The 26,072-nt window shown below is 72.8% G+C and carries 20 protein-coding genes and 1 pseudogene; 7 read left to right on the top strand and 14 right to left on the bottom strand.

Annotated features, from left to right (window positions below):
• Positions 1-113 precede the first annotated feature (113 nt).
• Positions 114-1,112 (top strand): TetR/AcrR family transcriptional regulator C-terminal domain-containing protein, encoded by a 999-nt coding sequence (locus IE245_RS34360; RefSeq protein WP_229851982.1) that lies wholly within the window; start codon positions 114-116, stop codon positions 1,110-1,112.
• Positions 1,113-1,136: 24 nt separating this feature from the next.
• Here IE245_RS34360 and IE245_RS34355 read toward each other — a convergent pair whose 3' ends face one another.
• From IE245_RS34355 to IE245_RS34330, 6 genes are all read right to left on the bottom strand, one after another.
• Entirely contained in the window at positions 1,137-1,640 is a 504-nt protein-coding gene (locus tag IE245_RS34355; protein WP_229851980.1) for a hypothetical protein, read from the bottom strand.
• Complete coding sequence (locus IE245_RS34350; protein WP_189954957.1) at positions 1,637-2,059, bottom strand: YunG family protein; 423 nt, start codon at positions 2,057-2,059, stop codon at positions 1,637-1,639. The genes IE245_RS34355 and IE245_RS34350 overlap by 4 nt, the downstream gene beginning before the upstream one ends.
• Positions 2,060-2,241: 182 nt before the next feature.
• Entirely contained in the window at positions 2,242-5,373 is a 3,132-nt protein-coding gene (locus IE245_RS34345; RefSeq protein WP_189954955.1) for a soluble NSF attachment family protein, read from the bottom strand.
• Positions 5,374-7,263 carry an HSP90 family protein gene (locus IE245_RS34340; RefSeq protein ID WP_189954953.1) on the bottom strand — a complete coding sequence of 630 codons (1,890 nt, stop codon included), beginning with the start codon at positions 7,261-7,263 and terminating at the stop codon, positions 5,374-5,376.
• A gap of 175 nt (positions 7,264-7,438) precedes the next feature.
• Complete coding sequence (locus IE245_RS34335) at positions 7,439-8,416, bottom strand: hypothetical protein (protein ID WP_229851979.1); 978 nt, start codon at positions 8,414-8,416, stop codon at positions 7,439-7,441.
• A gap of 268 nt (positions 8,417-8,684) precedes the next feature.
• Positions 8,685-10,235: a carboxylesterase/lipase family protein gene (locus IE245_RS34330; RefSeq protein WP_189954951.1), complete on the bottom strand. Its 1,551-nt coding sequence runs from the start codon at positions 10,233-10,235 to the stop codon at positions 8,685-8,687.
• Between the two features lie 165 nt (positions 10,236-10,400).
• Here IE245_RS34330 and IE245_RS34325 point away from each other — a divergent pair, with 165 nt between their 5' ends.
• From IE245_RS34325 to IE245_RS34315, 3 genes are all read left to right on the top strand, one after another.
• On the top strand, positions 10,401-10,802 hold the full coding sequence (locus IE245_RS34325; protein WP_189954949.1) for a hypothetical protein: 402 nt from the start codon (positions 10,401-10,403) through the stop codon (positions 10,800-10,802).
• A gap of 114 nt (positions 10,803-10,916) precedes the next feature.
• Positions 10,917-11,327: a VOC family protein gene (locus tag IE245_RS34320; protein WP_189954946.1), complete on the top strand. Its 411-nt coding sequence runs from the start codon at positions 10,917-10,919 to the stop codon at positions 11,325-11,327.
• A 67-nt stretch (positions 11,328-11,394) separates the two neighbouring features.
• Positions 11,395-12,282, top strand: coding sequence for an NAD-dependent protein deacetylase (locus IE245_RS34315; protein ID WP_373305451.1), 888 nt, complete (start codon positions 11,395-11,397; stop codon positions 12,280-12,282).
• On the opposite strand, the gene IE245_RS34310 is transcribed toward IE245_RS34315, so the two are convergent.
• From IE245_RS34310 to IE245_RS34295, 4 genes are all read right to left on the bottom strand, one after another.
• Positions 12,242-13,045 (bottom strand): helix-turn-helix transcriptional regulator, encoded by an 804-nt coding sequence (locus IE245_RS34310; protein ID WP_189954943.1) that lies wholly within the window; start codon positions 13,043-13,045, stop codon positions 12,242-12,244. The genes IE245_RS34315 and IE245_RS34310 overlap by 41 nt on opposite strands.
• A 31-nt stretch (positions 13,046-13,076) precedes the next feature.
• Positions 13,077-14,867 (bottom strand): amidohydrolase, encoded by a 1,791-nt coding sequence (locus tag IE245_RS34305; protein WP_229851977.1) that lies wholly within the window; start codon positions 14,865-14,867, stop codon positions 13,077-13,079.
• Positions 14,868-15,379: 512 nt separating this feature from the next.
• Positions 15,380-15,712 carry a hypothetical protein gene (locus IE245_RS34300; protein ID WP_189954939.1) on the bottom strand — a complete coding sequence of 111 codons (333 nt, stop codon included), beginning with the start codon at positions 15,710-15,712 and terminating at the stop codon, positions 15,380-15,382.
• Positions 15,705-16,721, bottom strand: coding sequence for a recombinase family protein (locus tag IE245_RS34295; RefSeq protein WP_189954936.1), 1,017 nt, complete (start codon positions 16,719-16,721; stop codon positions 15,705-15,707). Before IE245_RS34295 ends, IE245_RS34300 begins: the two co-directional genes overlap by 8 nt.
• 382 nt (positions 16,722-17,103) lie before the next feature.
• Here IE245_RS34295 and IE245_RS34290 point away from each other — a divergent pair, with 382 nt between their 5' ends.
• Positions 17,104-17,514, top strand: a complete 411-nt coding sequence (locus tag IE245_RS34290; RefSeq protein ID WP_189954934.1) for a four-helix bundle copper-binding protein — start codon at positions 17,104-17,106, stop codon at positions 17,512-17,514.
• 75 nt (positions 17,515-17,589) lie between these two features.
• Here the strand turns inward: IE245_RS34290 and IE245_RS34285 are convergent, their stop codons facing one another.
• Positions 17,590-17,814, bottom strand: a complete 225-nt coding sequence (locus tag IE245_RS34285; RefSeq protein ID WP_268256624.1) for an STAS domain-containing protein — start codon at positions 17,812-17,814, stop codon at positions 17,590-17,592.
• A gap of 27 nt (positions 17,815-17,841) precedes the next feature.
• Between IE245_RS34285 and IE245_RS34280 the strand changes: the two genes are divergently transcribed.
• A complete protein-coding gene (locus tag IE245_RS34280) occupies positions 17,842-18,432 on the top strand; it encodes a DUF305 domain-containing protein (protein ID WP_189954930.1) in 591 nt (196 codons plus the stop codon).
• A 651-nt stretch (positions 18,433-19,083) separates the two neighbouring features.
• Here the strand turns inward: IE245_RS34280 and IE245_RS34275 are convergent.
• The 3 genes and pseudogenes from IE245_RS34275 to IE245_RS34265 all read right to left on the bottom strand — a co-directional run bounded on the left by IE245_RS34275 (position 19,084) and on the right by IE245_RS34265 (position 24,155).
• A complete protein-coding gene (locus IE245_RS34275; RefSeq protein WP_189954928.1) occupies positions 19,084-20,418 on the bottom strand; it encodes a PP2C family protein-serine/threonine phosphatase in 1,335 nt (444 codons plus the stop codon).
• A 108-nt stretch (positions 20,419-20,526) separates the two neighbouring features.
• Positions 20,527-20,787, bottom strand: a complete 261-nt coding sequence (locus IE245_RS34270; protein WP_189954926.1) for a DUF6343 family protein — start codon at positions 20,785-20,787, stop codon at positions 20,527-20,529.
• A 234-nt stretch (positions 20,788-21,021) separates the two neighbouring features.
• Positions 21,022-24,155 (bottom strand): annotated as a pseudogene (locus IE245_RS34265) (Tn3 family transposase).
• Between the two features lie 345 nt (positions 24,156-24,500).
• Here IE245_RS34265 and IE245_RS34260 point away from each other — a divergent pair.
• Entirely contained in the window at positions 24,501-25,511 is a 1,011-nt protein-coding gene (locus IE245_RS34260; RefSeq protein ID WP_189954924.1) for a LacI family DNA-binding transcriptional regulator, read from the top strand.
• Positions 25,512-26,072 lie beyond the last annotated feature (561 nt).

The raw sequence follows: 26,072 nt of genomic DNA, 5'->3' as shown, positions 1-26,072 counted from the left end.
GAAGGTGCACTAGCACAGAGAGGGGCGAAGGCAGTGCGCTCACGGAATTCCCCTCGTCGGCGGCTACGATGGGGCCCTCCAAGTGCACTAGTGCGGAAGGCAGGACGGTGTCGGTGGGAGACGGCAGGAGACCGGAACCTCGCTACAGCCGGATCGTCGGCGAACTGCGGCAGCGGATCGAGACCGGCGAACTGGCACCGGGCGAGCGCGTTCCGTCGACCCGGGAGATCACCCGGCAGTGGGGCGTGGCCATGGCGACCGCCACCAAGGTGCTGACCGAGCTGCGCCACGAAGGCCTGGTGCGCGCCGTACCGGGGGTCGGGACGGTCGTGTCGGCGTCGGAGCGGGCCGCTGGCCCCTCCCCCGCCCCGGCTCCCGCGACTCCCGCTCCCGCCCGGCGGAGCACGCCGTCCGCCTCCGCCACGCCCCCCGGCTCCACCGGCCTCACGCTCGGCCGGATCGTGGCCGCCGCCGTGACCGTGGCCGACGCGGAGGGGCTGGCCGCCGTGTCGATGCGCCGGGTGGCCGCCGAACTCGGAGTGGCGACCATGTCCCTGTACCGGCACGTCGCCGACAAGGACGACCTGCTCGTGCGGATGATGGACGCGGCCATCGGCGAACGCCCCCTGCCCGCCGATCCGCCCCCGGGCTGGCGGGAGCCGCTCGCCGTGGCCGCCCGGCAGCTCTGGGGCCTGTTCCGGGCCCACCCCTGGATGGCGCCGGCCATGTCGCTGACCCGGCCGCAGCTCATCACCTCGGCGATGGCGTACAGCGAGTGGGTCCTGGGCTGCCTCGGCCGGCACGGGCTCGACGACCACACCGCCTTCACGGCACATCTGACGCTGCTCAACCACATCCGCGGCCTCGCCCTGAACATGGAGACGGAGCGGGAGGCCGAGGCCCGGAGCGGCCTCGACAGCGAGGGGTGGATGGACACCCAGGAGCCCGCCCTCCGGGCGACCCTGGAGGGCGGGCGGTACCCGGCGCTCGCCCGGCTCGCGCGGGCCGGGTACGACTTCGACCTCGACGGCCTCTTCGAGTTCGGGCTCCAGCGCCTCCTCGACGGCCTCGCCCTGCTCCTCGACGAGGACGTCCCGCCCTCGCGGGTGTAGGCCACGCCTCCCCTTCGCCCCGGCTCAGTCGTCGGCCACCTGGAGGGCGACGGCGAAGTACGTGCCGTCCGTGCCCGCGAGCAGACTGTCGAGGAACGGGGTGACACCGGTGACGGCACCGGCCGCCTCGTCGTGGTCGGTCCACCAGGAGGCGTCCGGCCCGAGGAGCGACACCACCCGGTCCGCCGCGCGTCCGGCCACGCCGGCCGGCAGGTGGCGGTGGGTCGGCCAGTACAGGTCGACCGTCGCGAGCCGGGCCAGGAACGGGGCGGCTTCATCGGTCTCCAGCGGCTCCAGCGCGGCGCACAGCTCCGGGACCGGAGGCGGTGCGTACCCGGGGAGGAACCGCGCCCGCGCCTCGTCCGCCGCCATGCGGGCCGGCACGACGCGGACCTCCGCCGCCGGCTCCGGCAGGTCGGGGTCGGGACCGGTGAAGCGTCCGGCCGCCACGTACACGCGTGCCGGCGTGGCCAGTTCGTCCATGGACGCCCGCAGGTCCGGCAGGACCGCGGGCCCGGTGGGCCTCACGCCGTGGAGCCGTCGGGGGCCGCGCCGGGCCCCTGGCCCAGCCGGCGCAGGACGCGCTCGCGGAGGAGCGCGTACTCGTCGCGGAGCCTGCGCCACTCGCTCACGGGCGGCCGGGGGACGACCGTTCCGGCCGTGACCTTCTCCTCGGGCCCGAACTGTTCGCGCGTGAGGTCGATCTCGACGCCCGCGCCCAGGCGGTTCCACCAGTGGTAGTCCACCCGCTCCCCGTCGACGAGGACCTCGCCGCGGAGCAGTTCGCCGCCCAGGAGGTCGTTCAGCACCATCGCGGTCACCCCGCACTGGTCCCGGGCCGGGTTGTCCGGGGTCCAGCGGGACCGGAACTCGGGCGTGGCCGTCTCGGCGCTCCAACCGGCGCGCACGGCCCTTTCGATGTCGGAGAGGAGCAGGGGCGTCGTCATGCCGCGATCCTTTCACCCGGCGCCGACGACCGGAGGAACGTGCGAGGACCGCGGGGCCGCGGCCGGCGCCGGGCAGGGGCACGGCCGGAGCGCGGGGATCGCCGATGCCGGCCTTCCCTCCGCTCCGTCCGCCGCCTCCGCCCGTGCGCCGAGCGCCACGGGCAAAGACGGCGGACGGTCCGTCAGCGGGAGAGGAACTCCTGGCGCAGGGCGTCCAGGATCCGGGCCGCCTCCGGATGGCCGGAGTTGCGGCAGCGGGCCGCCGCCGTGGTGAGGCGGGCGATGGCCTCGTTGACCCGGTCGAGGCCGTTGCCCTCGACCAGCGCGGCGACGCGGACGGCTTCGGCGCGCGGGAGTTCGCCCTGCTCGCCGCCCTCCTCGTGGGCGGCGATGGCGGCCTCCGCCTCCGGCAGGGCCTCGTCGTGGCGACCCGCCTGTGCGAGGACGCGGGCGCGGCGGTAGTGGATCTCGCCGCGTTCGTACCAGACGGCGAAGCCGTCCTCCTCCTCCGCGGTCACGGCGGCGAGGACCGCGTCGGCGCGCGCCAGGTGCGCCAGGGCCTTGTCGGTGCCCGAGACGCCGCCGTCGGCCCCGTCCGTGCCCGCGCCCTCGTGCTCGTCCTCGGGGGACCGCGGGGTGAGGCGGGCGAACTCCCGCATCATCTGCAGGACGAGCGGCGGGTTGGGAGCCTCGGCGTGGGCGGCGACGGCCCGCGCGTACGCCGTGTCGGCCGCGTCCCAGCGCTCGGCCAGGGCGAGGGTGATGGCGGCTTCGGCGGCGACCAGGGTGAGGACGCCGCCGCGCTCCTCCCGCGGCCAGCCGGCGACGGTGTCGGCGAGCCGGAGCAGTTCCTCCGCGGCCGGCAGGTACTCCTCCAGTTCGCGCAGCCCCCGGCCGAAGGTCAGACGGGCCTGGGCGAGGGTGCGCTCGTCGACGCCGGACGCGGCGTCGTCGGCGAGGACGGACTCCAGGACGGCGACCGCGTCGGCCTGCTGTCCGGAGCGGGCCAGGACGTCGGCGAGCTGGAGCCGTGCCTCGGTCGCCTCGCCGTGCGCGCCGTCCTGGTCGAAGCGCGCGGCGGCCTCGGAGAGGTGGCGTACGGCTCCGGAGAGGTCCCCGAGGTGCGTGGAGGCGTGGCCGAGCAGCAGGTACGTCGGCGCGAGCCGGAAGGTGGTGTCGTCGTACGCGACGGCGTCGGCGTGCGCGGCGTGCAGCAGCTCCACCGCCTCGTCCGGCCGGTCCTGGGCGAGGAGCACCTGCGCCAGGAGGGCGGCCGGGCGCGGCCTGCGCCAGGGGCGCCCGGCGGTTTCCAGGTCCTGGAGGGCGTCGCGGAGTTCCCGCTCGGCGTCGGCCATCGCGCCGCGCCGGGCGAGCGTGTCGGCGCGGAACTGGCGGGCGTGGGCGCTGTGGTGCGGGTAGCCGAGGCGCAGGGCCTCGGCGGCGAGGGTGTCGACGGCCTCCTCGAACCGCTCCGTGAGCGCGTCGACCTCGCCGCCCTCGCCGCCGTCCCTGTCCTCCTCGCCGCCGCCCCCGTCCTCCTCGCCGTCCTTCCGGTGGCGGGACCGGTGCGTCCCGTCGAGGAGCGCCTGGTACGCGGTGAAGGCGTCCGAGTAGCGCAGGGAGAGGTAGGAGAGGGCGCGCTCGGCCGCCAGGTCGGCGCCGAACGCCGTCTCGGCGTCCCCGAGCGGCTCGCCGTCGAGGGGCGTCTCGGCGAGCAGCTTCTCGGCGGCGCGCAGCAGTTCGTCGAGTCCCGCGCGGGAGGCCGCGTGGTCCGGGGCGACGCCGTCCGCGTCCCGGGAACCCGGGCTGCTCGCCCAGGCGAGGACGCGGGCCCGGGCGGAGAGCGCGTGCCAGGGCATGCCCAGTTCCTCGAAGTGGCCGATGGCCGTGGCGAGTTCGGTGGCGCCCGCGGTGTGCAGGTCGTCCAGCCAGAGCTCCTGGGCCTTCTGTTCGGCGAGTTCGGCGCGGAGGAGGTCGCCGGGTCCCGGGGCGTCGTCGTAGGACGCGGAGCCGTCGGCCAGGCGTTCCGTGATGCGCGTCCAGAGCCGGGCCTCGCCGGGATGGCCCTCGCGGGACAGCCGGCGGGCTTCCCGTACCAGCGCGGCGAAGTCCTCGGGGATCTCGATCCGGGCGGTGGACGGCGCGCCGGCGGCGCTCGCCGTGGCCCCGGCCGCGCCCGCCCTGGCCCCGCCCGCTCCGGTCGCGCCGGTGGCGGCCCGCAGGCCGAGGGGCAGCGGCTCGTCGAGGAGCGGGCGGCGGGCGAGCCGGGTCCGGCGGCCGTCGCCGACGGCTCCCGTGCCGTTGCGGCCGTCGAAGGCGGCGGCGAGGGGCTCGGCCTCGGCGCGGACGTGGGCGAGGAGTTCGCGGGCCGTCCAGTCGCGTCCGGGCGGGCCGGCGACGGCGGTGTCGTCGTGGCCGTCCTCGACGAGGCGGGCGAGGAGGACCTCGACGCCGGTGAGGAAGCCGAGGTGGTCGAGCGGGGCGCCGGTGGCCTCGAAGAGGGGCCGGTTCTCGGCGAGGATCTCCAGGCCCCGGCCCTCGTTCCGGGACAGGGCGCAGAACTCCAGGTGGAGGCCGACCTCGGCCTGCATGGCGGCGTTGCCGCGCACCTTGCGGTATCCGGTGAGGTGGTGGGAGCGGGCCTCGTCGGTACGGCCGGTGCGCAGCAGCGGGAGCAGGGCGCGGGCCTGGCTCATCTGCGGTTCCTCGCTGCACGTGGACGCGCCGGCGAGGACCGGCCGCCAGACGTCGAGGGCGGCGGCGTCGTCGCCCTCGACGACCCGGTGCCAGGCGTGGTGCCGGATCTCGCAGGCCTCGCAGTCGCTGAGGTCGGTGCGGGGCCGGGTGGCCCAGAGGTCGTACGCGTCGGCGACGCCGGTGCCGGTGTGCCGGGCGAGGTGGTGGCGCATGGCGGCGACGGGCTGGACGTCGTGGCCGGCGGCCTCGTACCGGTCGCGCATCTGGTCGATCCAGCCGCGGATGGTCGCCAGCGGCATCTCGGGCACCTGGAGGAGGGAGGTCGTCACCCACTTGAAGCGCCAGAAGACCTGGTGGGCCTCGTAGGGGCTGAAGGAGTCGGGGGCGGAGTCCCAGAGCTTGAGGATGCGGGCGAAGGCGACCGGCGACTTGCGCTGCTCGCCGGTGAACTCGTACGCCGTCATGAGTTCGAGGAGCGCGGTGACGAGCACGTCGGGCTTCTCGAAGGCCTCGGCGGCCTCGACGAGTTCCTCGGCCGTGATGGTGCGCGGCAGGCCGTGGGGGCGCTCGTGGTTCTCGCGGAGCGCCTCGACGACGGCCTCGGGGGTGTCGAGCATCTACCTCTCCTTCCGGGGGTCGGAGCCGGGGCCGGAGCCGGGGCCGGGGCCGGCGTCGCCCGGGTGGTGCATGGCGTGGGTGAGGAGGCCGATGAAGGCCCGGTTGAGCAGGGCGCTCTCGCTCGCGCGCAGCGGGCGGCGGCTGAGCAGCAGGGCCTGGCCGTAGAGGGCTTCGGCGGTGGTGACGGCGAGGCCGCGCTCGCCGATGGTGAGGGCCTGGCGGACCAGCGGGTTGAGGTGGTTGAGGACGAGCTGGGCGCGGGGCGCCTCGTGGCGGAGCGAGCCGAGGATGTCGGCCCACAGTCCGTCGCTGTCGGCGGCGAGGCCGGACCGGGTGCGCTCGTGCCGGGCGTCGCGGTTGTCGAGGAGCAGCGCGGGCGCGGTGACCGGCTGGAAGTCACGCAGGACGACGTCGCAGTCGTGGACGCCGATGGTCTCGCGGGCCACCGCGAGGAAGGCGGCGGCGCGGAGTTCGGCGCTCGGGTCGACGGCGTCGAGGTGGGCGGTGACGGTGGCCGGGTCGAGGTCGCCGACGGAGGTGCCCGGGCGGATCTCGGGGAGGCGGTGGACGAGGTCGCGGTCGTAGGTGTACCCGCCGTTGACGACGCCGAGCCCGGCGGCCGCGGCGATCGGCGCGACCTGCCGGAACTCCTCGACGCTGCGCGTCACGAGGAGCGTCGGGTGGGTGCGCGCGAACTCCTCCAGGGTCACGTTCCCGTCGGTGGTCTCGAACGGCAGCCAGGGCAGCACGACCCGCAGCAGTTCGTCGTCGTAGCGGGCGAGCGCCTTGACCGCCAGGTGGTGGGTGTCGATGAACCGGTGGAGCAGCGCCGGGTCGCTGGCGGCGAGCCCGGTGAGCCAGTCGCGGATCCGGTCGCCGAGGGCGTCCCGTACGGCGGAGAGCGTGCCGTCCTCGTACAGCGACTCGCGGGAGGCGGTGGGCCGCAGGCTGGTGGTGTCGACGACGCAGCGTACGAAGAACGCCCACTCGGGGAGGAGTTCCGGGGCCTGGTCGGTGAGGAGCATGCCCTTCAGGTGGACGCGGTGTCCGGCGCGCTGGGCCGGGCTGACCGCGGTCGGCAGGACGTAGGCGACGCCGCGCAGGCCGGCGGCGGGGAGGTCCAGCTCGATGGTGTCGAGCGGGGTGAAGTCGAAGAGCTCGCGGCAGTACGCGGTGTACGCCTCGCGCTTGGCCAGCGGCGAGCGGTGCGTCCGCTCCCACGGCGGCGCCGCGTTGATCCGGTGGCTGTCGCCGCGCGCGTCGACGACGGTGACCTCGTGGCGCAGCAGCCCGCCGTAGTGCCGGGCGAGCGGGACGACCTGCTGGGGACGGGTCCACTCGGCGTTGTCGGCGCGCGGGACGAGCCTCACCGTGGTGCCGGGCTCGGGGAGGGTCGCGGACGGCAGGGTGCGGATCGTGTAGCGGCCGTCGGAGTGGCCGCGCCACTCGACGGTGGGCGCGGCCGGGTCGGCGGCGGATCGGCTCAGCACGGTGATCTCGTCGGCGACGACGAAGCAGGCGAGCAGCCCGATGCCGAACTGCCCGATGAACTCGCCGCGGGCCGCGTCGAGCCCCGCCCCGTCCAGCGCTCCGTCGGCGGTCCGCTTGGAGCTGCGTCCGATCGTGGCGAGGAACCGGTGCACATCGGCCTCGGTCAGCCCGATCCCGGTGTCCGTGACGGTCAGCGTCTCCCCCGTCCGCACGGTGATCGTGCCGGGCGCGGCGGGGTCGAGGGCCTGACGGGCGGTGATCGCGTCGACGGCGTTCTGGAGGAGCTCGCGGAGGTAGACGCGGGGGCTGGAGTAGAGGTGGTGGGAGAGCAGGTCGACCAGGCCGCGCAGATCCACCTGGAAGGTGTGGGCGGTCTCGGGGGAATCAGGGTGGGACACCTGACGCAGTCCTTCGGGTGCGAGCGGGCGGGGAACGAGGGGCGGGGAGGCGTGGGCGCGGCCGGTCGCGCACCGGCGCCGGCGGCGTGGGCGGGAAGGACCGGCGGCGGCGACACCGGGCCGGGACCGGGACCGGAGCCGTACGGGCGCTGCCCGGGCCTCCGCCGGGCGGCCGTCAGCGTCCGGCGTACGAGCGGTGCTGACGGTACGCCTTGGCGGGGTCGGAGCCGTCGAGGTAGTACCAGGGGAACTCGGTGACGCGGCCCTCCGTGGCCCGGAAGCACTCGCGCGCCGAGGCGACGTCACCGGCGAGGGCGAACGCCATGGCGAAGGTGTTGCAGACCTGGAGCCAGCCGCGTCCGCGCACGAAGTCCGGGTGGCGGAAGGAGTGGTCGGCGGCCTCGTTGAGAGAGGCCACGACCTGCGGCTGCCGGATGTAGCGGGCGTCGGGACCGGAGTCGAGGGCGAGCCAGTGCTCCAGGTGCGCGACGGCCACGAGCTGGCCGAGGAGCGTCCCGGCGGGCGCGCCGAAGGCGGAGGCGCGGGCGAAGTCGTGCATCTCCTCGTGGGAGCCGCTCCACTTCTCGCAGACCTGCTGCAACTGCTGCTGGTGCGCGCCCAGGTGGTACGGGTCCCGGCGCACGGTCGCCTCGAAGCGGCGCCGTGCCACGTCCTGGCCGACCTGGAGGCCGCGCCCGGTGACCTGGAGGCCGTACCAGGGCGAGGTCCATCCGGGTTCGCGCTCGGCCACCTCGTACAGCCGGGTCTCGGCGGTGCGCAGCCGGTCGAAGAACACCTCGAACTGCTCGCGGGACACGTGCTCGGCGCGTGCGCCGGTCCTGGCCTCCCAGGCCCAGCTGATGTGCCGCACGCCCGCCACGAGGCGCGGCAGCGTCGCGTCGGGCTCCGCGGCGGTGACGTCGGCGATCCACCGCTCCACACCGGCGACGTCGCCGACGGCCCACAGGAGGCCGGTGCGGTCCTCGCCCTCGGGCCGCGCGTCGAGCACGTCCCGTACCGCGGTCCAGTCCCCGGCCTCGGCGGCCTCGCGGGCGCGCCGCGCCTCCGGGTCGCCGGCGTCGGCGTCGACGCGCGCGACGGGCCTGCCCGTCCATCTTCCCAGCGTGTTCCCCAGGTCCCGGAGCAACGCCATGTCCCCACCCCTTGATGTGTGCGCACGGGGCGGCTGATGATCGTCCCGCCCCGTGGGTGTAGTGACTATCACGCGCGACCGACAATCGCACACCCATATGACCCCGCAGGTCAGGTCGGCGGGGCCCGTCACGACGAGGGGAAGCGGGAGGCGCGGGAGGCGCGTGGTGGTGTCCGCGTACGGGGCGCGAGGAGGCGTGGAGCCGATGGCCGGGCGTCCGGCACCGGCCTCCTCGCTCGTCCCGTCGCTGTAGCCTTCCGCGCCGCGGTCAGGGGCGCAGGAGCGGGAAGTCGACCTTCGCCCAGAGGGCGCGGGGAGGGGCGGGCCGGAGGTCCACCGACGGCTGGTCGTCGGTGGACCAGACGCGGGAGGCCTGTTCCGTCCCGGTGGTGTCCTTCCGTATCGGGGCCCAGCCCGGGTTCCCGGTCGCGGCGAAGTCGGCCCAGGCGCCGACCATGCGGCGGGACAGGGCGTGGTCCTCGGGGGTGGGGGCGCCTCCGATGAGGAAGGAGAGGTGTTCGTCGTCGAGGTTGCCGAAGGCGAAGGGGACGTCCGCGCAGTGCCAGGCGCGGACGGCCGTGCCGTCGGCGCGCTCGCGGCGCCGGTCGAAGCGGGAGAGGTACGCCCGGCCGCCGCCGGCCGCGTGCGCCTCGGCGAGGCGGTGCGTGAACTCGACGAAGAGCAGATCGCCGTAGAGGGCGAGGTAGTCGTCGGTGAGGAGTGCCGGGTCCGGGGAGCGGTAGGCGTCGAGCAGGTCCGCGTCCAGGCCGAAGTCGTGGGCGAAACGGGCGAGTCGGGCCTCGGTGGTGAGCCGTGCGCAGCTGCCGACGGCGTCGAGGAGCCAGTACTCCTCCGTGGTGTGGCAGAGCAGCAGGTCCACGTCGCGGGCCGTGCCGGCGGCCAGGGCCGTGAGCGGGTCGGTGGGCAGGATGTCGCCGTCGAGGACGGGGGCGAAGAGGGAGGGGTCGTAGTGGCGGGAGCCGGAGCCGGGGTCGTTCCGGTACGCGTCGACCACCTGGTCCGCGGCCTCGACCAGGGTCTGCGGGCCGGCCGACGCCAGGCCGCCGGGTGTCGCGGGGCAGCCGGCCGCGGCGGCGATCTCGCGGGTGGTCGCCGCGGCGATGTCCCGGGTGTGGAACGGGCTCGCGGGGCTGTGGGCGATGGCGCGGCGGAACAGGCCTCGGGCCCGGTCCGTCGCCATCAGGCAGATCACGGAGGTGGCGCCGGAGGACTGGCCGGCGAGAGTGACCTCGTCGGGGTCGCCGCCGAAGGCGCGGATGTTGTCGCGTACCCAGCGGAGGGCCGCGATCTGGTCCAGCAGTCCTCGGTTGTCGGGGAACGCGGGGGCGGCAGGACCGGGCCCGGGGGCTTCCGATGTTCCGGGGACGTGCCCGAAGCCCTCGAAGCCGAGACGGTAGTTCACGGTCACGACCACCAGGCCGGCGCGGGCGAGCGCCGTGCCGTCGAAGTCGGGCTGGGCGGAGGAGCCGAAGGTGTAGGCGCCGCCGTGGAGCCAGACGAGGACGGGGAGACGGCCGCCGGCGGGTGCGGGGGTCCAGACGTTGACGGTGAGGACGTCCTCGTCCCCGGGCGACCAGACCGGCGCGCCGGGGAGCTCGGCCGACTGCGGGGCGACCGGTCCGAACCCCGTACCGTCCCGGACGCCGCTCCACGGCGCGGCGGGGCGCGGCTCGCGGAACCGGGCGGCGCCGAACGGGGGTGCGGCGTAGGGGATTCCGAGCGCGGCGACGACGTCGTCGCCCGCGACCCGGAAGCCGCGGACCGGACCGCCCGTCGTCTCGAAGACGTCGTCGTCCATGGGTGCTGCCTCGTTTCGCCGTCGGGAGGGTGGGGTGAGGTGGATCGGTGATCAGCTTCGCGTCGCGGCGCCCGTCCCGTCCAACACCGGGAGGAAAGCGATCCACGCACCTGCGTTGTCAATGACCGTCGAACGTCCGGAGACCCGCTGCTATGTTCGGTCGCGATGCGATCACGTGACTTCGACCTCGACTTCCGCGACCGGGCGCGCCGGATGAGCTTCTGGGGTATGGGCCTCCTGGGGCTGGCCGCGGTCCTGTGGACCTGGTGCGCGGTCCTGCTGTTGACGTCGTACGAGGTCGACCGCAAGCCCGACGACAAGCACCCGGCCGAGTGCGAGCCCCGGCTGCTGACCGACGACGGCACCGCCAACCGGGGCGTCCGGCAGAACTCCTGGTGCCAGGGCGAACGCGACTGGCCCGAGGCGCTGCTCGTCCTCGGCCTCTCCGTCCCGGTCTCGGTCGCGGGCGTGGGCCTCTGCGCGGTCGGCGTGGTGAGCCGCCGCATGAGCGCCCACTCCCAGGCGATGCGCGAGCTGGACAGGATCGCCGACGCCAAGAGCGCGTGACGCCGCGGCGCGGCCCGGGCCGGCTCCTTCGCCGGTCGTAGGTCCAGCGGGGTATGGGCAGGTGACCGGTCCGGTCCCTAGGCTCGGGGCGTCCGTCGACCAGGAGGTCCCGCCGTGCCCGCCGATGCCGCCGCCCCCATCCGTATCGCCCGCCCGTCACGTGACCTGGAGGCGGCGGAACGTTTCTGGGTGGCGGGGCTCGGGCTCGACGTGCAGTACCGGCACGCCGCCGACGGCACTCCCGGCCGGCACTCGCTGCTCATGGTCGGCTGGCGCGGCGCCGGCTGGCACCTCGAACTCGTCCACGATCCGGCCGCCCCCACGGAGCCCCGGCCGACGGCCGAGGACCTGCTGGTGGTCTACCTCGGCGAGGAGGTGCCGGAGGCGCTCGTGCGGCGGCTCGAAGAGCACGGCGGGAAGCGCGTGCCCGCCCACAACCCCTACTGGGACACCTGGGGCGTGACCCTCCGGGACCCGGACGGCTACCTGCTGGTGCTGTCCACCCGGGACTGGTCCAGCGCCTGACGTGCGGCGTCCGACGTGCGGCGCCTGACCTGCGGCGGCCGCGGCGCGCGTTCCGTACGCTGGCCGCATGCGCATGCGGCCTACTTTGAGCTGGACACCGACCGGGGAGCTGCCGCCGGGCACGACCGATCTGGAGCCGGTCGTCGACGCGGTGCGGGCCGGGGGCGTGCTCGTCCTCAGCGGGGCCGGGATCTCCACGGAGTCGGGCATCCCGGACTACCGGGGGGAGGGCGGGAGCCTCAGCAGGCACACGCCCATGACGTACCAGGACTTCACGGGCGACGCGCGGGCACGGCGGCGGTACTGGGCGCGCAGCCACCTCGGCTGGCGCACCTTCGGGCGGGCCCGGCCCAACGACGGGCACCGGGCGGTGGCCGCGTTCGGCCGGGCCGGGCTCCTCGGCGGCGGCGTGATCACGCAGAACGTCGACGGGCTCCACCAGGCCGCCGGGAGCGAGGACGTCGTGGAGCTGCACGGCGGTCTCGACCGGGTCGTGTGTCTGGACTGCGGCGACACGAGCCCGCGGCGGGAGCTGGCCCGGCGCCTCGAGGAGGCCAATCCGGGATTCGACCCGGTGCCCGCCGCGATCAACCCCGACGGCGACGCCGACCTCACCGACGAGCAGGTCGCGGGCTTCCACGTGATGCCGTGCGTGGTGTGCGGCGGGGTGCTCAAGCCGGACGTCGTGTTCTTCGGCGAGACGGTGCCGGCCGAGCGCGTGGAGCGCTGCCGGGAGCTGGTGCGGGGCGCCGCTTCCGTGCTGGTGCTCGGATCGTCGCTGACGGTGATGTCGGGGCTGCGGTTCGTCCGGCAGGCCGCGCAGGCCGGTACGCCCGTGCTGATCGTCAACCGGGATCCGACCCGCGGCGACACGCTCGCCGCCGCCCGGGTGGCCCTGCCCCTCGGGGAGGCGCTCACCTCGGTGGCGGAGCGGGTGGGCGTCGACGTGGGCTGAGCGGAGGCTCGGGGCCCGTGCCGTCCCCGTGGGGCGACCGGATTCCCCAGGCGGCGGCCCGGGCGGCCGCCGCCGCCCGGTTGGGGAGGTCGAGCTTGGCGAGGATGTGCTCGATGTGGGTGCCGACGGTACGCGGGGTGACGTGGAGCAGTTCGGCGATCTGGCGGTTGGTGCGTCCGGCCGTCAGCTCGGCGAGCACCTCCCGCTCCCGCGGGGAGAGGCCGTCGGGCGGGCGGACGGGATCCGCCTCGGCGGCGGCCACGGTCGCGGCGAGGGCCTCGGTGAGGAGGGTGACCACGGCGCGGGCCGGGTCGGGGGTGCGGCGCGGTCGCCGGATGCTGACGTTCAGCATGCCGACGTACCGGCCGTCGGGGGCGAAGAGGCACTGGGCGACGCCGTCCACGATGCCGAGCGGGGCGAGCACGTCCTGGAAGCCGGGCGAGGCGTCGAGCAGCCCCCTGGGGACGTCCCCGAGCCAGAGGCCGCCCCGGGCGGGGCTGTGCAGCACGGGGAAGACCGGGTCGCGGTGGAGGCGGGTCTCGATGTAGGTCGTGGCCTCCTCGGGATACGTCCCGGCCAGCGTGGTGTGGCGCCGCCGCCGGGGGTCCCACCGGGTCAGGGAGGCGTGGTCGTGCTCCACGACCTCCGAGAGGGCCGCCAGGACCGTGTCGACGCCCGCCGAACCGGCCGTGGCGCTCCTGGCGGCGTCCCGGACGTGGACGGCGGCGTCGAGGATGTCCGCTGTGCTGTGCCGCGCCGCCATCCCACCAGGATGATCATCTGTCCGGCATACGTCAATCGCGCGGGTTGTCGGAGCCGAGGCCGGAGCCCGTGCCGGCGTCGGCTCCGGAGAAGATGTCGGCGCCCGCGTCGGACCGGGTGCCGGGCGCGGCCTCGTACACGATCCGTCCGTCGAGGACCGTGAGGACGACGGGCAGCTCCGGGATGGCGTGGGGATCGGCGGCGAGCAGGTCGCCGTCGACGACGCACAGGTCGGCGACCTTGCCGGGCTCCAGGGAACCCTTCCAGTCGTCGGCGAAGTCCTGCCAGGCCGCGTCGATGGTGTACGTGCGGATCGCCTCGGCGAGCGCGATCCGCTGCTCGGGTCCGCTGACCCGTCCGGCGGCCTTCGACTCGCGCAGCACCATGGTGGCGACGCCCTGCCGCCAGTCGGGGTGGGTGACGGGGGCGTCGGAGCCGCTGGCCACGCGCACGCCGCCGTCGAGGGCGTCACGGTACGGCCACGCGTACGCGGCCCGGCCGGCGCCGACGAACTCCTCCTCCATGTCCGCGACCGTCCACTTGATCGTCGGGTTCATGTTGACGCCGTAGTCGTGCTCGGCGAGCACCTTCATGGCGTGCGGGGTGAGGAAGTCGCCGTGGATGACGTAGTGGCGGGCGTCCTCGCGCGGGTGCGCGGCGGTGGCTTCGGCGAAGGCGTCCGCGACGGTGTCGATGGCCCGGTCGCCGGTGGCGTGCACGCCGAGCTGGTGTCCGGCGGCGTGGGCGTGCCGGATCATCGCGCGGATCTCGGCGACCCGGTCGTCGTCGATGTCGCCGCCGACGCAGAGGGAGCCGCAGCCGCCCCCGACGTACGGCTCGTGCATCCAGGCCGTCTTGTTGGGGACGATGCCGTCGGCGAAGACCTTCACGCCGAGGATCGCGAGGCGGCGCGGGTCGTCTCCGGCGGTGACCTGGTCCAGGGCGTCGAGGTTCCGGGCGAACTCCTCGGCGGTGCCCGCCATGCCGGTCGGGAGGAGCAGGACGCCGACGCGGGCGGTCAGCTCGCCGTCGGCGAGCAGCTCGCGGTAGACGTCCAGGGTCCGGGTGCCCAGGGTGCCGCGCATGATGCCGTCGCCGCCGGGGCCGAGCCCGGGCTCGGTGTAGCTGGTGACGCCGAGCCGGGCGAGGGTGGCGAGGGTCGAACGGATGGCGTCGGTGCGCTCCTGCCTGCCGAGCGGGGGCAGGGCGTTCTGGACGAGGGCCTGCGCGCCCTCGTGGAGCAGCCCGGTGGGCTCCCCCGTCGCGTCGACGACGACGGCCCCGCCGGGCGGTGCCACGGTGTCCCGGTCGATGCCGATCAGCTCCAGTGCCTTGGAGTTGACCCAGGTGGCGTGGCCGGAGAAGGAGTAGAGGACGACGGGGTGGTCGGGGCTGACGGCGTCGAGGTCGCCGCGCGAGGGCTGCCGGGACGGGTCGGCGACGCACTCGGCGAGGAAGCCGGTGTCCCAGCCGTGCCCGGTGACCCACTGCCCCTCGGGAGTCCGCCCCACCGCCTCCCGTACCGCCTCGGCCACGTCGGCGAGGGAGGAGACGGCGGGGTGTCCGACCTCCACCGACAGCGGCGGGGACGCCGTGCCGAAGGCGCAGCCGTGCAGGTGGGAGTCGTTGATGCCGGGCAGCAGCGTCGCCCCCTCCAGGTCGACGACCCGGGTGCCGGGACCGATGAACGGCGCCACGTCCTCCCGCCCGCCGACGGCGCTGATCACCGATCCGGTCACCGCCAGCGCCTCCGCCACGGAGAACTCCGCGTCGACCGTGACCACACGGCCGCCGACGAACACCAGATCCGCATACGCACCCACAGCAGGTCCTTTCGAAGACCGGGCGCCCCACGGACGCCCGCGAACGATCTCCCGAGGACTATCGCCGGGCCGGCCCGCGTCGCACATCGGTCATCCCACCGATACGGGCCGGCGCGGGCCGGACCGGTCCCGGGCACCCGCCCGGGCGGGGCGCGGCTTTTCCGCCCGCGGTCCCGAAGGCGGGTCCGGCTCCGTCAGGAGGCGCGGGACCCGGCGCCTCCGATGCCGCTGCGCCACCGCCGAGCGGCGCACCCGGCCGTGGAGTCACCGCCCCGGGCATCCGCCGGACGGACAGGAGACGGAGTCCGTCACGGGACCGGGCTCCGGGTCCGTCACAGCGCGGGAGGGCGAAACCCGGATCCGCAGCCCCGGCACCGCCTGCCCTCTGGGGCGCGGCTGGTGATCACCGCTCGTCCCCCGGTTCCGGTACCCGCCTTGGGGACCAACGGAACAGCCATTAGCGCTAAGCCGGTGATCTCAGTCCCTGGGCCGTCGCCCACGCGCCACAGCCCTCAGTCCTCATCGACCGCTGTCGTCTCGCTGACGAGCCGGAGGGCCGGGCGCTGTGGGGCGAAATCGCCGAGTTCGAGCGCCGCCTCGCGCCAGTTGGCGGCGAGCTGGAGCTGGCGCTCGCTGTCCTGGCGGTAGCCGGGCGGCGGGGTGTTCGGAACGGCGGGCCACAGGATGGTGGCGGCGAATCGGACCCCGTGCATGGCCGCGGTCGCGTGGGCGTCGACGCTGCCGCCTTCCAGGCGCCGCAGCATGTCGAGCCGGGCGGCGGCGCCGAGGAGTTCGTCGTACACCTTCGCGTACTCCTGCGCGCGAACGGCGGTGGGGTCATCCACGTCGGGTGCCTGCGGCGTTCGGGTGGGGCTGGGTCTGGAGCCGTTCGCGCAGGTCGATCTCCTCGGCCGTGAGCGGTTCCCCGGCCTGGCGGAGGCGTACGGGCTTGGGCCGCAGCGGCAGGCCATCGTCCGCCGCGGCGGTCTCGGCCTCGGCGAGCGCCCGGTAGAGCGAGGCGACCGAGGGGGACTTGCCCGCGTTCTTCCCGATCTTGATGGTGAGCTTCTTCGCGATCTCCGGGACAGGGACGCCCTTGTCTTTCAGCGCGACGGCGAAGGTGAGCATGTCGTCGTCGATGACCTTCGGGCGCCCGCCGTGGTTGCCCTTGGACGCGGCGATGACCTGGCCTTCGAGGGTCTTCTCCCGGATGTAGTTGCGCTCGATCTGCCCGGCGACGGCGAGGACGGCGAAGAACATCGCGCCCATGCCGTTGGGGTCGTAGATCCCGGTGAGCGGTCCGGTGAGGAGTTCGAGCTGGATGCCGCCGGCCTGGAGTTCGGCGGACAGCGTCATCAGCTCGGCCGCGTTCCTGGCCAGACGCTTCAGCTCGTGCACCGTGAAGATGACCGGTGTATCGGGGGCGGCCTCCTTGAACTGGTGGGCCAGCGCGAGTGCCTTCTCCAGCTCGGGCCGGACCTTGACGCGGGTGCTGATCTGTTCCTTGAAGACCTTGTGGCACTCCGCCCGGTGGAGGGCTTCGAGCTGGCTCGCGAGCTCTTGGCGGGCGGTCGATGTCCTTGCGTACCCGATGCGGACCGGGCGCTCGGTGCGGGGCGCGCGGACGACGGCGAGCACAGGGCCCTGCTTCCACGCGCGGCCGGGAGCGCGGTCGGCGGGGACGGGGATCTCCAGTTCCTCGCGGAGCGCGGGGACGAGGACGAAGCGGGGGGTGTGGTACTTCGCGGCGGTCTTGCCGCCCCGAGTGCGGCAGGCGGAGCCGACGGGCGCGTCACAGTTCGGGCAGTCGTGACGTTCTACCGCAAGTGCGGACTGATCGGGCGTCAAATCCATGGGGGCAGTCTCTCAGAAGTGCCTCGCACAACACGTCGGTTTCGAGAGGACTTTTGCGAACGGCGACCTGCGGAAATGCGACCACTCGGGTGCCGTTCTCAGAACTCTCACAGATGACCGTTTGTGCGAGTCGCGCAGTGTGGGGCAGTGCCCCTGGGGCTCGCCGCATCCGCTCAGGCTACGAAGCCGGGGTCATCCTTCATACCTGGGGCGGGCTCCGCGCCGGGAGCGAGTCCTGACCTGCCGGGCGTGGCATACAGCTGGACGTTCGCCCGCGAACCGGTGGCCGGCGGGCGCAGACGGTTTCCCGCACCGCACCCGGGGTTACCCGTTTCAAGGCGGCGATCGCCGCCTTGAAACGACCACATGCCAGGAGGCATTGATGACCACTGCGGTCAAGAACATGCTCGACACCTACCCCGCCGACCTGGGCGGTGTGGACCGCGAGAAACTCGCCCGCTGCATCGAGGAGTGCATCGCCTGCGCACAGGCGTGTACGGCCTGCGCGGACGCCTGTCTGTCGGAGGAGATGGTCGCGGAGCTGACCAAGTGCATCCGCACCAACACCGACTGCGCCGACATCTGCACCGCCACCGCCGCCGTGCTGTCCCGCCACACCGGCTACGACGCCAACATCACCCGTGCGATCCTCCAGGCGTGCGCCACCGTGTGCAAAGCCTGCGGTGACGAGTGCGAGCGTCACGCCGGACAACACGACCACTGCCGTGTCTGTGCCGAAGCCTGCCGCCGCTGCGAACAGGCATGCAACGACCTGATCACCTCCCTGGGCTGATCCGCCAGAGACACCCGGCCCACGCCCGCACCGAGCGATCGCGCTCGGGCGATCGCCTTCGCCAGGGCCTTTCCATTACGCCCTGGTGTTCCCGGCCGACCCCGCCGAAAGCATCAGGGCGGCGGCCAGCAGCGCGGACAGGCCGGTGCAGTCGCAGAAGGTCAGCCCGCCGCAGTCGACGTGGACGCGGTCGTGGGCGAACACGGCGGCGTTGAGGGCTTCCCGGGCGTTCGGGGCACTGACCACGTCAAGTTCCCCGGTCGGGCCCGCGTTCGGCTGGTCGGGGACGCGTGTAGACACCGATGACGACGGAACGGAGACCCGTCCATGGCGGAGAATGCCGAGGGGAACGAGCACCAGCAGGGTGGCGGCCTGTCGCACCAGACCAAGATGTACCTGCGCTTCGCAGCCATGATCTTGACTGCCATGGTCGTCATGTACTGGACCATGTTCGTCGGTACGTGGGAGTGGAGCCACGTGCGGTGGAGCGAGAGTCGCCTGTTCATGGCACTCACCATGGGTGGCACCATGGGGCTGGTCATGCTCGCGTGGATGCTCAACATGTACAAGAACATGAAGGGCAACATCGCCATCGTGGCGGCGAGCCTCCTGCTGCTGGGCGGCGGCGTGTATCTCGACCGCAGCCAGACCACCGTGCAGGACCCCGCCTGGATGAGCTCGATGATCCCGCACCACTCGCTGGCCATCACCCGATCCGAGCGCGCCGAGATCACCGACGTCCGGGTGTGCCGGCTGGCCGTCGAAATCATCGCGGCCCAGGAACGGGAGATCAGCGAGATGGAATGGCTGATCAAGGACATCGAGAAGAACGGAGAGGTCAAGACGCTCGAAGAGGCGAAGGCCCGGCCCGTCCCCGATTTCAAGGGGTCCCCCCTGCGTGAGTGCCCGCCGGACTGACCTGGAGAACGCCGCCGAAGGCCCGGGGCCGCGCGGCAGGGACATGGTCACGCCGTTCTCCGCGTGCCGGAAGCCTCTCCACCGGGCGTTCGGCAAGGCACGGACATCAAGCTGCGGGCCCCAGGGGGCGGACCGCCGCCGCGTGGAAGCGGCTGACCAAGGGAACGAACGCAACCAGCGCGCCGACGCCAAAGCGCTGCCCCCCCCGGGGCACCGGACGACTCCTTCGACCGCTTCGAGGCCCCGGATGTCTTGAACGGCTTCCGTTGGACCCGGGCGAACGGCGGGAAGTGGCCCCACCTCTCGAACGGGTAGCCGACGGCTCACCCGGACCCCATACGGCCTCTTGTCGCTGGCTGCGCTTGTGCGCGGGCCACCCACAGGCCCGTCGGTCGAACGCTTGGCGGAGCCACTTCTCACCGTTCCGATGGGGCCACCGGAGACCGTCGCAGACACCCGGACCCCGACGAGGACGCGCTCAGCGTCGGCGAACTGGACGTGGCGCTGGTGGCGCGGTGATCAGCTCACCCACTCGTAGCCGTCCTCCTCGTCCCACCCGGCTCCCTGGTCATCGGGGTTTGAGGAACATCGCTGTCATATCGTGCGCCAAGGGTTCTCCGTGCAGGCACGAGCAACTACGCATCATCCTGGTCAGCCGCTCTGATTCGTGCTGGGGGTGATGCGGGCGGCGAGGAGTGCGACGTCGTCCTCGAAGGTGCCGGCGCGGGCTTTGACGAGGGCGTCGACGAGGGCCGGGAGAGGCTTGCTGGCATAGGTGGCGGCGATGCCGGCCGCTTCGTCCATGCCGACGTCGAGGGACTCGCCGCGGTGCTCGACCAGGCCGTCGGTGTGCAGCAGGACGGTGCTTCCCGCCGGGAGATGTTCTTCGTGGTCGGCGCGGGGGACGTCGGGGTCGACGCCCAGGGGCAGACCGGTGTCGGCGTGCAGATAGCGGGCCTCGTGGCCGGGGGTGACCAGGAGCGGGGGCAGGTGGCCGGCGCTGGCCCACTGCAGGCGGCGGCCGGTTCCTTCGGGTTCGAGGCGGGCGATGATGACGGTGGCCATCGGGCCTCCGTGGAGTTCGTGCAGGACGGTGTCGAGGCGGTGCAGGATGCGGCTGGGCGGTTCCTGCTCGTCGAAGGCGATGACCCGGAGCATGTTGCTGATCTGGCTCATCACGGTGGCCGCGGGGGTGCCGTGGCCCATGACGTCGCCGAGCATCAGGCACGGCACGCGGTCGGGCAGGCGGATGAAGTCGTACCAGTCTCCGCCGATCCGCGGCGCCTCGGTGGAGGGCTGGTAGTGCGCGTGCAGCTCCAGGCCGTCCAGGTGCGGTATGTCGGGGAGCAGGCGGCGCTGGAACTCCTCGGTCGCCCGGCGCAGCTGCTCGTACAGGCGGGCGTTCTCGATCGCCACGCCGGCCGCGCTGGCCAGGGCGGTGACGACGGCCTCGTCGTCGTCCGTGAACGCGCCGCCCCCGGCCTTGTCCGCCAGGTACAGGTTCCCGTAGATCGTGCTGCGGACCCGGATCGGCACCCCCAGCAGGGTGCTCATCGGGGGGTGACCCTCGGGGAAGCCGACGGCCTGAGGGTGGTGGGCCAGGTCCTGCACGCGCAACGGCTGGGGATCGCGCACCAGGGCGCCGAGCAGGCCGGTGCCGTGCGGGAGGGTGTCGCCGAGCCGCGCGGTCTGGTCCGCGCCGAACCCGGAGGTGATCAGATCGGTGAACTCACCGTCCGGCCCGAGAACGCCCAGAGCGGCGTAGCGGGCGTCGACCAGCTGCCGCGCCGTTTCGATGATCTTGTGGAGGACCAGGTTGAGATCCAGCTCCCGGCTGATCAGAAGGACCGCGTCCAACAGGTCCCGCATCCGCCCGTGCGCCCGGGCAATCTGCTGAAGCCCCTGCTCCAGCCGGTCCAGGTTCTCCTCGCCCAGGCTTTTCGCCGACGGGGCGAATCCGTCGGGACCCTTGTCCTCCAGGTTCATGCGTCGCCCCTCTTGTCGAATACGAGCGAAGCCCACCTGCCGACTACCCGAAGCCCCGGCTCGCATGCCCCCACCACGCACAAGCTGCCCGAGACGCCTGGGCGCAGATCAGGTCTTGCTGCTGCGGCGACGGGCGACAACGACGAGATCGATCGCAGCGGTCACGGTCAGCAGCCCGCAGAACACGGCGAGTGCTGCCGGGACACCCGGCCCGAGAGCGTCGTCATCGGCACGGGCGGCCCAGAAGGCAAACGCGATGGTCGCCGCGGCGAAAAGCGGCGTGAAGACCAGCAACAGCAGGAGACGCAGTTTCAGGTCGCTTCGCGCCGTCACCGGCTCACGTCCACTACGCCACTCGGATCGGCCCATGAGGGTCTCCCTTCATCCGCTTCCCATATGCGGCTGCCCGTTCCGCTTCGTAGAACGCGCCAGGCGATGCCCGGCCGACCTGGCACGAGGAGACCGACGGAGGCTTAGCGCACGATCCGACACCGATGTTGCTCAGACCCCTCATCGCCGCTGAGCAGGTCGTTGATCTCGTCCTCGGTGAGTTCGACGTCGTCCATGGCCCTCATGATGCCGAAGCCGCCCAGCCTACCGGGCTCACTCGTCCTGGCCGTCGTCGTCATCATCGAGGTCGACGACTTCCGGATCGCGCAGCGGGCGCAGGCCGTCGACCGGCTGGGAGGCGGTGAAGCTGTAGCGGCCCAGGACGTTGAGATTCTTGTGCTTGAGCGGGGAGAGCCGGGCCACATCCTCGTCACGGATCTCGTGGCCCTCGGCGCGGAGCTGGGCGACGGCGGCGTCGATGTACCTGGTCGTCCAGAGCACCACGGCGTTCAGCACGAGGCCCAGTGAGCCCAGCTGGTCTTCCATCCCGTCCCGGTACGCCTGGTGGATGGTGCCCTTCTTGCCGTGGCAGATCTCGCGGGCCAGCTTGTGGCGGGACTCCTGGACGGTGAGCTGCTTGTGCATCTGGCGCCGGTAGGTGTCGTCCATGGGGTCGACTACGGCGAGCAGGTGCAGGGTCTTGGCGATCCGCCCGTACTCGGCGAACGCCTGCCCCAACGGGGTCGGGTGGCCCTCACGGCCGAACATCCGCAGCAGGTCATACGCCCTGACCTGGTTGGTGACCAGGGAGCCGGCCACCCGCAGCATGTCCGGCCAGTGCGTGATCACCTTCTTCACATTCACTTTGTTCCGCGCAATCGCCTCCAGCGGCCCGTACCCGCCCGCCGTCTCGGCGCTGGGCATCGCCGCCTTCCAGAACCTTTGGTCCTCCAGGTCCTTGAAGCGCGGGGAGAAGCGGTAGCCGAGCATCTTGAAGATGCCGAACACCATGTCGGAGTAAGAGGCGTTGTCGGTGGCGACCATCTCCGGCTTCACCCCGCCGTCCAGGTTCAGCAGGGCGTCCAGGATGAACAGGGAATCGCGCGGGGTGCCGGGCACCACCATCTGCCCGATGCCGATCACCTGGTCATTGATCGCGTTCAGCCAGGTGATGCCCTTCTTCTTCGCGAAGTACTTCGGTGAGGGTGCGGCGTTGACGGTCCGGGTGGGGACGACGAAGCGCAGGCCGTCGACGGAGGCCGCAGGCCCTTGCCCCAGAACTGCACGATCGGCACCCGCCCCTGGGCCTCGATGAGGGCGGCGTTGGCCATAGCGATGGTGTCGCTGCGCAGGTAGTACTGGTCGACGTGGACCAGCCGGGAGCGGGTCAGTGCCTCGTAGCCCGGGTTGATGACCGGCGTCATGCCGATGTTGCACGCCTCCGAGACCAGCAGCGCGACCATCGACGTCGTCAGGTCCTTCATGCGGGTCTTGCCGTCGCCCAAGTGCACGAAGGCGTCCAGGAACCCGGTCCAGCCGTGCACCTCGAACAGCAGGTCCGGCAGGTCGATCTTCGGGAGCATCTTCTCGACGCGCTCGCGCAGCCACTTCAGCGACTTCGGCTCGCCGAGCGCGTGGAGCTTCTCCACGTTCAGCTTCGCCCGCCCGTTCGGCTGCACCTCGATGCTGATCTTCGCGTCCGGGCCGGCCTCCTGAAGCCGCTCAGCCATCTGCTTCCACGTCGCGTCCAGCACGTCGACCAGTTCCCGAAGGTGCCGCTCCGCGTCTTCATCCAGGCTCAGGCCCGCCAGGACGTCCTCGCGCACCGCATCCCACCCCTTGCCCGCCAGCAGGCGGGCCCGCGGGTCGGACCACCGGTGCGAGGGCGAGGCGAAGATGTCACGGCGCCTGAGAGCGCCGAAGAGCTGCTCCAGCACGCACACCACGTACGCATCGCGGTCCACCGCCCCCTGCGGCAGGTCCGCGTTCGCGTACACCGCCTTGCGCCAGTGCGCCGGAACCAGCTTCTCGTCGACTTCCCGCGGCAGCAGCGGCTTCTCGCCCACCTTCCTCCGCGACAGCGCCGGGAGCCGCTGCACCCCGGTGAGAATCCGCCTGCCGGCGGGCGCGGCGTCCAGCGCCTTCGACTCACCCAGCAAGGACAGGAACGGCTTGACCGTGTTGTAGCGCAGCGCCAGCGCGCCCCGCAGCGCGGCCTCGGCCGTGTCGTCGCCCTCCGGCACCAGGCTCACCACCGTGACCGCCGCGCTCGACAGGGCGGCCCGGGGCGCGACCTCCTCCAGTGCCGCCCACAACGCCGCCACATCCACATCGCAGCCGGTCTGCTCGATGAGCTCCAGCTCCTCGATGAACACCGCCGCCGCCCTCGCCACCAGCCGCGACGCCTTCTCCAGCTGCGGCAGCGTCGACAGGCGTTGCTTGTCCGTGAACCGCTTCGCAGCGCTGATCAACCGGGTGGCCATCAGGATCTCGAACACGTCCAGGGCGTCGTCGATCGCCTTCGCCTCCAGGTGGCGCATCACCGCGGTGAGCATCGCCGTGCGCTTGGGCTCCGTGGACCTCTCCAGCTTCGCCGCCTTCGTGCCCAGCCCGTAGCGGGCCAGCGCGGACAGCCGGTTCGGCGGAATCCTGTCCAGCTTCACCCGCCCCAGCTGGAAGGAGGCGATGTCCTCGACCCGCTGCAAAGCACCCTTCATCGCCGTGCCCGTGGTCCGCGTCGGCGGCCGGCGCATCCGCTCCAGCTCCGAATACCGCTTGCCCTCCGGCACCTTCAGCGTCGCCACCAGGTCCCCGGGCAGCGCCGCGTCCGCCCGCCGGACTTCCTTGGCGACCGTGGCGTGCAGCCGTTCCTCCGCGATCCTGCGGACTTCGGCGACCTGCCGGGCCAGCACGCTCACCCCCGGCAGCAGCACCCGGTTACGGCGCAGCCACCCCACCGAGTGATCGAACAGGGCCTTCGGCCCCTCGGCGTGCGCCGTCCAGGCCCGCCCGTGCAGGAACGATCGGAACTTCCGGCCCTGAGCGTGATCCTCGTACAGGTGGTAGCCGTACGCCTCACGTATCTCCCACGCGTGCTCGTACGCCGTCATCTGCCGCTCGGTGTACCGCTTGATCTGAGAGGCATCCTCGACCTCCAGCTGCGCGGCCAGGTGCTCCACCACCGGCCACGGCACGGCCAGGGGGTCCTCCAGGAACAGCCCGATGTACCTCACCGTGCACATCTGGAGGGCAAAGCCGAGGCGATTGTGGTCACCACGACGCTTCGCGATCAGCTTCCGGTCCTCGTCATCGAGGAAGAAGAATCGTTCCAGCTCAGGTCTCGTCGGCTCATCCGCGAACGATCCGAACGCGGCGGCCTGCTCATCGGTCAAAAATTCCACGGGCATATCGCGGACGTAACCAGCCGCAGCGAACGAACGTGGATCTTCCGCCGAACACCCCCGACAAGTCAAGCACGTGTACTAGACGACCAAGATCAAGTGCTTAGCGCTAATGGCTGTTCCGTTGGTCCCCAAGGTCGGGTACGTCTTGACGCGAGGGGGCCCGGACTGTTCCATCTCTGTCCGCGGGGGCGAGCGCCCGGGCCGGCGGTTCCCCGCTCCTCGCCCCGGCTCGGCGCGGGCGCGGCTCTTGGCGGGGCATGCGCGCGAGCGTTGCGCCCGTGTCGTCGCGCTGCAATCTTGGCAAGAAGTATGTAACTTCCTGACTCTCTTTGCGCTAGAGTTGCGTTCGTGACGCGACGACTTGCTCTGGTAGCGAAAAAGGTGGGGGTCAGCGAGGCCACGGTCAGCCGAGTTCTCAACGGCAAGCCGGGGGTCTCCGAGGCCACCCGCCGGTCCGTGCTCAGTGCGCTGGACGTCCTCGGCTACGAGCGGCCCACGCAGCTGCGGGGGGAGCGAGCCAGGCTGGTGGGTCTGGTTCTGCCGGAGTTGCAGAACCCCATCTTCCCCGCCTTCGCGGAGGTCATCGGCGGCTCCCTGGCACAGCAGGGGCTCACGCCGGTGCTCTGTACGCAGACCAAGGGCGGCGTTTCGGAAGCCGACTACGTCGAGCTGCTCCTGCAGCAGCAGGTGTCCGGGGTGATCTTCGCGGGAGGCCTCTTCGCGCAGGCCGACGCGCCGCACGAGCACTACCGGCAGCTGGCGGAACGCAAGATCCCCGTCGTCCTCGTCAACGCGCCCATCGAGGGACTCGACTTTCCTTGCGTCTCTTGCGATGACATCGCCGCGGTGGAGCAGGCGTGGCGGCACCTCTCCTCCCTGGGGCACGAGCGCATCGGGCTGGTGCTCGGCCCCGAGGACCACATTCCCTCCCGCCGGAAACTGACCGCGGCACAGACGGCCGCGGCCGCGGCCGGAACGGTACTGCCGGAAGAGGCCGTGGAGCGCTCGATGTTCTCGCTCGAAGGCGGGCAAGCCGCGGCGGGGCGACTGTGGGACCGCGGAATGACCGGTGTCATCTGCGCGAGCGACCCCCTGGCCCTGGGCGCCATCAGGGCGGCCCGCCGCCGGGGACTCGCCGTCCCCGCCGACGTGTCCGTGCTCGGGTTCGACGACTCGGCCTTCATGAACTGCACCGAGCCGCCCCTGTCGACGGTGCGGCAGCCGATCGAGGCGATGGGGCGCGCCGCCGTCGACCTCCTGTGCGCCCAGATCCAGGGGACGCAGGCGAACCCCGGTGAGCTGCTCTTCGAGCCGGAGCTCGTGGTCCGGGGCTCCACCGCACCGCCGGCCGGCGCCTGATCCAGGTCTGCCCCACGGTCCTCTCCCGGTTCTGCGGGACCCGCGCGGGCCGGACGGGCGATTTCCCCCGGGGCCGGCGGTGGTTTCCGTCGTCACATGTCACGCCCGCATCAGAAGTGAGGCGAGGGCGACGGCTGTTCCGCGGGGCGCGGCGGCCTTGTCGCACCTCGTAGCGATCCCGCGCCATCACTCGGGGCGGTCGAAGCACCGTTCCACGACGTCACGGTGCTCGCAGGCCTCGCGGTCGAGGGCGGCGGGCGGCCTCCCCCGCCGCCGCGCCGGGCCCGGTTGCCGCCCGTGACGCCACGAGCGAGCGGCCGCCCGTCGCAGACCGGATGGATCTTGCCGGTCGGGCCGCCTCCGGACCGGCCGAGCGCAGGTTCGCGAAGCCCCTCCCCGGGGCCCGCCGCATGCCGACGCCCCCCCCGGACGATCATGGGGCCGACGGTCACCGGCCGCTCGATGTCGCCCGCCCCCGCCCGCCGCCCACCTGCGGAAACGCGCATGCGGCGCGACCCGCGGACCGTAGCGCCCGGGCGCGTCCCGCCAGGCCGTCCCGGC

The sequence above is a fragment of the Streptomyces roseolus genome (genome assembly GCF_014649855.1).
In the GTDB taxonomy this organism is placed as follows: domain Bacteria; phylum Actinomycetota; class Actinomycetes; order Streptomycetales; family Streptomycetaceae; genus Streptomyces; species Streptomyces roseolus.
Note: the sequence above shows the minus strand (reverse complement) of the source record. Positions and strands in the feature narration are given on the sequence as shown.

What these genes read in the sequence shown, in the direction of transcription:
- IE245_RS34345 (WP_189954955.1), bottom strand. Translation starts at nt 5,373, where the DNA reads ATGCTCGACACCCCCGAGGCCGTCGTCGAGGCGCTCCGCGAGAACCAC.
- IE245_RS34270 (WP_189954926.1), bottom strand. Translation starts at nt 20,787, where the DNA reads ATGGGCCGATCCGAGTGGCGTAGTGGACGTGAGCCGGTGACGGCGCGA.
- IE245_RS34335 (WP_229851979.1), bottom strand. Translation starts at nt 8,416, where the DNA reads ATGGCGTTGCTCCGGGACCTGGGGAACACGCTGGGAAGATGGACGGGC.
- IE245_RS34315 (WP_373305451.1), top strand. Translation starts at nt 11,395, where the DNA reads ATGCGCATGCGGCCTACTTTGAGCTGGACACCGACCGGGGAGCTGCCG.
- IE245_RS34290 (WP_189954934.1), top strand. Translation starts at nt 17,104, where the DNA reads ATGACCACTGCGGTCAAGAACATGCTCGACACCTACCCCGCCGACCTG.
- IE245_RS34310 (WP_189954943.1), bottom strand. Translation starts at nt 13,045, where the DNA reads ATGGCGGCGCGGCACAGCACAGCGGACATCCTCGACGCCGCCGTCCAC.
- IE245_RS34350 (WP_189954957.1), bottom strand. Translation starts at nt 2,059, where the DNA reads ATGACGACGCCCCTGCTCCTCTCCGACATCGAAAGGGCCGTGCGCGCC.
- IE245_RS34325 (WP_189954949.1), top strand. Translation starts at nt 10,401, where the DNA reads ATGCGATCACGTGACTTCGACCTCGACTTCCGCGACCGGGCGCGCCGG.
- IE245_RS34280 (WP_189954930.1), top strand. Translation starts at nt 17,842, where the DNA reads ATGGCGGAGAATGCCGAGGGGAACGAGCACCAGCAGGGTGGCGGCCTG.
- IE245_RS34330 (WP_189954951.1), bottom strand. Translation starts at nt 10,235, where the DNA reads ATGGACGACGACGTCTTCGAGACGACGGGCGGTCCGGTCCGCGGCTTC.
- IE245_RS34295 (WP_189954936.1), bottom strand. Translation starts at nt 16,721, where the DNA reads ATGGATTTGACGCCCGATCAGTCCGCACTTGCGGTAGAACGTCACGAC.
- IE245_RS34275 (WP_189954928.1), bottom strand. Translation starts at nt 20,418, where the DNA reads ATGAACCTGGAGGACAAGGGTCCCGACGGATTCGCCCCGTCGGCGAAA.